The organism is Faecalibacterium gallinarum, assembly GCF_022180365.1.
GTDB lineage: Bacteria > Bacillota > Clostridia > Oscillospirales > Ruminococcaceae > Faecalibacterium > Faecalibacterium gallinarum.
In genome coordinates this window covers 1-4,606 of record NZ_BQKV01000045.1, presented here as the reverse complement: position 1 = coordinate 4,606, position 4,606 = coordinate 1, and the positions used below count along the sequence as shown (strand labels likewise).

Below are 4,606 nucleotides of genomic sequence, written 5' to 3'. Positions count from 1 at the left end.
TTTCATCGCTATTCCTTTCCGCTGGGTTGTTGGCACTTTCCAGTGTACAGGATTTAAAAGAGCATCGGTAGTGGCTTTATCTTTTCCGACTAAATTTGGTTGCGAACCCCCGACACTTGAAGGTTAGTTTCGCCCGACCCGAATACCGCTCAGCGTCCGATTTTTGCAAGCACCTTGAAAACTGAATAGTTCAGCCTCCTGGTACTTCCAGGCAATGATACTTCCGTAATTCGCGGCCCGGCCACAAAGAAGGCGGGGCGGCCGAAAGGCCGATGGAGCGGTGCAAGTCCGCCGCCAGAAGGTTCCCAACCCTCCCCGGGGCGTCGAGGACAAATAGGGGAGAACCCAAGATCATAAGAGGCAAAACGTGGTGAAATGTGATTGTTTTGTGAAATCTTAAAATTGATGCTACGAAAAGGCCCTTCTCGATGGCTCGTAAGTGTAGGGATCTTTTATCCAGAAAAGAGAAAACATATCAAGGGTTGTCTCCAAGACAACCAAAGTCTATCTACGAGAGAGTCCCGCTGCCAATGAAAGAATGATATCTTATGTGTACAGGAGACAGAGTACAAGTGGTACAAAGAGTACCGGCGACCGGTACTCTCAGTAACTTCTGTAGGCAGAAAATCCGTGGTATCCTGTTTATAGGAATCCAACTTGGACATCCGACCGTGTCTGAGAGACACGGTAACCGTGTCTACCAGTCACTCCCCTAAACCAAATTCATGCATTACACTATAGTAGAAAGGCCCCAGGGCGGTCTATGAGACCCCCTAACGTGTACTAAGAGTACACCAATTTGGCCCCAAAGGTGTACTACGAGTCACTCCCGGAACGGAAAAACTTCTGGTATGCTTTTACCAGAGACCAACGCAGCACCTTGAAAATTGAATAAGCAGCCTCCTGGTACTTCCAGATAATGATACTTCCGTAACTCGCGGCCCGGCCATGAAGAAGGCGGGGCGGCCAAAAGGCCGATGGAGCGGTGCAAATCCGCCGCCAGAAGGTTCCCAGCCCTCCCCGGGGTGTCGAGGACAAATGGGGGAGGAAGCCGCAAAACCAATTTCAAACCACTGGCCGGAATGGAGAGCTCCAGGGCAGTGGGCCTTAAAGTCCGACTGAAATGGAATTCACACCCGATAAAAGAGAGCAGGTGAAAGCAGATGCTGCAGAATTTGAGCGTTGACCCGGAGTTTCAGAGCAAGATCCCGCCGCTTACGGCAGAGGAGCGCAGCCAGCTGGAGGCCAACGTTTTGGAAGAAGGACGGCTCCTGAATCCGCTGATCGTCTGGAAAGGCATCATCGTGGACGGGCACAACCGATTTGAGATCCTGAAAGAGCATCCCGAAATTGAATACACCGTTTTGGAAAAGGAATTTGCCGGCCGGGAGGAGGCCATCGTCTGGATCTGTAAAAACCAGCTGGGACGGCGAAACCTGACACCGGAGCAGCGGCGCTACCTGGTGGGCAAACAGTATGAGGCGGAAAAGCTAGCCCACGGCGGCAGCCGGAAAATGGAAGGAGATCAGCCAAGTTGTCACGGTGACAACTTGGTCAGTCAGCCGAAAACCTGTGAGCGGATCGCTCAGGAAAATGGTGTCAACTGGCGGTCGGTGATCCGCTCGGAAAAGTTTGCACAGAATGTGGACGCCGCCGAGGCTGCTGTCCCCGGCACCCGGGAGAAGATCCTCTCAGGGAAGGTCAAACCCACCGCAGCCGAACTGGCGTCGGTGTCCAGAGCGGCACCTGAAGAACGCCCCGGCCTTGTGGCGGAGATTTGCAGGCCGCAGCAGGAAAAACGGGCTGCCCGGGAAAAGCAGGCAGCGCAAGAAAAGATGGATGCCCAGGAAACGAAGCCTCCCCTGCCGGAGCTTCCAAAGTCCAACTCCGGGCAGCGAAGCCAGAGTAGGAGGATTCTGAAATCCATCCGGGAAATGTCGGAAAAGATGCTCCAGCCCACCGGGGAAACCAACGCAGAGGATATCTGCTATGAATTGGAAGATGCCCTGGACTCCATGATCTTCCGCTGGAATACCTGTTTGCAGAATAACCCGGAGCTCTGCCTCTCGGGGATAGAGGGCATCCGGCGGATTGGGGAACAGGGTGTGGAATTTATTAAAAATTTTGAACAATCTATCCGTGAAGCCAACACCGGATGAGTTGAAACATTCCGATCGACATCCTCAACGAAACCAAGCATATGTGATAAGATGGAGGTGCCAGAATCAAGAACAACAAGATTGATGAACGCTATGCAGCGGTTGCCCTGATCGAAATTCTGATGAAGAAAGGTCTGGTCAACCCGGAAACCTACGCCAACGTGGTTCGCAACACAAGCAAAGCCCCTGCCAAGGGGCACAGCATTTAAGAAACAAGGAGGGCGGCATTATGATGCGGGACGATTACAACTATCGCTTTAAGCTGACGGACTACACCCAGCTGGACCGGAACCGGAAGCGGAAGGTGGCCGTCTATGGCCGGGTATCCACCGAGCACGAGGCGCAGATTGCTGCCCTTGAAAACCAGATGCAGTGGTATGACGATCAGGCGCGGTATCATCCCAACTGGGAGATTCAGGGCCGGTACATAGACGAGGGCATTACCGGCACCCAGGCCAAAAAGCGGCCCTCCTTTCTGCGGATGATCGACGACGCCCGGCAGGGCAAATTTGATCTGATTGTAACCCGTGAGGTCTGCCGGTTCGCCCGGAACGTGGTGGACACCCTGGTCATCACCCGGGAACTGAAAGGTATCGGGGTGGAAGTCTACTTCATCGAGGACAACATCTGGACCATGGACGGGGACGGCGAACTTCGCCTCTCCCTGATGGCCACCCTGGCTCAGGAGGAGAGCCGAAAGACCTCTGAGCGGGTGCGGGCGGGCCAGAAGGTGAGTCGGGAGAAAGGGGTGCTGTACGGCAACGGCAATATCCTGGGCTATGACCGGGTTGGAGATACTTACCAAATCAACGAGGAGCAGGCCGAGACGGTGCGGATGATCTTCGACCTGTATCTGCAGGGGAAGGGCTCCTTGCAGATCGCCAATGAGCTCAACGCCCGGCACCGGAAGAGCGCCATGGGACTGGTGAAGTGGTGTGCATCCAGCGTGGTGCGGGTGCTGAAAAACGCAACCTACACCGGCACCAAGTGCTACAACAAATCCCGGAACAACAACTATCTGGACCAGCACCGGGTGCTGAACCTGGATGCCTCCACCTATTTGTATCAGGAAGGGGACTTCCCGGCCATTGTTTCCAAAGAAATCTGGAACAAGGCCCAGAGCATCCGAATCAACCGGCGAAAAGCGGTAGCCCTGCGGGATGGCAAGGTGACCATCAGCAACCGGAGCTCGGAGGACATCTGGGTCAACAAGCTGCGGTGCAGCTGCGGCTACGCCTGCCGCCGGGACAAGTGGCACGTCCGCAAAGACGGCAGCATCTCCTACGGGTACCAGTGCTACAACCGGATCAACAACGGCTCCAAACAGAAACGGGAGGAGATGGGCCTGGACAGTGAGGGGTACTGCGGGATTCGGATGTACGGGGACTGGAAGCTGGAGATGATGGCCGACACCCTCTTTGAGCAGCTGCTGGGGGACAAGCACCAGATCCTCCAGACCGCCCTGGAACTGCTGAAAAAATACTACAGGGAGAGCAGCCGGAAGGACCAGCAGGGGAACAGCGAGCGGAAGGTTCAGCTGGAGCGGATCGACACCCGGCTGCGGAACCTGACCGTCATGCGGGCGGACGGGGAAATCGGAAAGGAGGAATACCAGCAGCTGCGGGACCAGCTGGAAGCTGAGAAGAGCCGCCTGGAGGAAGAACAGAAAAAGGCAGAGTCGGTGGAGTGCCGGGAGGCCATGGACCTGGACCGGGTGGAAAAGGCGCTGGAAGAACTGGTCCACCTGAAAGGGAAGGGGGTGAGCCGGGAGCTGGTGGACCAGATCGTCTACCGGGTGACGCCGGTGTCCGAGACACACTTTGACTGGTACCTCCATTTGGGGCCAGGAACCGACGCCCAGGCGGGCCTTCTGGTGGAGGGCAAAAAGGGAAATTGTGTGCCTTCGGTGAACGGTATCAGGGAGTTCTTGGCCCAGGAAGAAGGAAAAACAGACCTAGATGCGAGTGAAATTTTAGACTCCCTGCCATCGGAGCAGCTACCCAGGCGGCCATCAAGAACCCCCGCAAGGAATCTTGCCCGACCTTCCGCCCTGCGAGCGGGGTGTCCCCCCAGCATAACGAATCCCCCGGCCCAGAAATGGGCCGTTTTTTAACCGCGAGATACCTATGGTGGAAACCGTGACGCTCGTGTCGCGGAGTTTTAACCGCGAGATACCTTGGGCGGAAACCATGACGCCCATGTCGCGGTTTTCGACCGAGGCTTTGGGGCGGTGGGTTGGGGGAGTCGCGGTTCCTGTGGGTCTGAGAGGCGATGGGCAGGGGGCTTTTTTAGGGTGCTTTGAACTGAACCAGTAAAAACGGACAATAGACAAAACGCCCCCTGTGTAGGAAAATAAACCTATACAGGGGGTGTTCGTATGTCCAGACAAAAATACACACATATCCAAGTGAAAGAGGAAGAAATTCTAGCCTTGCGAGAGGCAGGAG

The 4,606-nt window shown here is 55.5% G+C and carries 2 protein-coding genes; both read left to right on the top strand.

Annotation, left to right across the window (positions count from 1 at the left end; genetic code table 11):
* Positions 1-1,163: 1,163 nt before the first annotated feature.
* Complete coding sequence (locus tag JCM17207_RS07595; RefSeq protein WP_238317010.1) at positions 1,164-2,159, top strand: ParB N-terminal domain-containing protein; 996 nt, start codon at positions 1,164-1,166, stop codon at positions 2,157-2,159.
* A gap of 229 nt (positions 2,160-2,388) precedes the next feature.
* Entirely contained in the window at positions 2,389-4,272 is a 1,884-nt protein-coding gene (locus JCM17207_RS07590; RefSeq protein WP_238317009.1) for a recombinase family protein, read from the top strand.
* Positions 4,273-4,606: the final 334 nt, after the last annotated feature.

Coding starts and splice junctions, on each gene's coding strand:
- JCM17207_RS07595 (WP_238317010.1), top strand. CDS start 1,164: ATGCTGCAGAATTTGAGCGTTGACCCGGAGTTTCAGAGCAAGATCCCG.
- JCM17207_RS07590 (WP_238317009.1), top strand. CDS start 2,389: ATGATGCGGGACGATTACAACTATCGCTTTAAGCTGACGGACTACACC.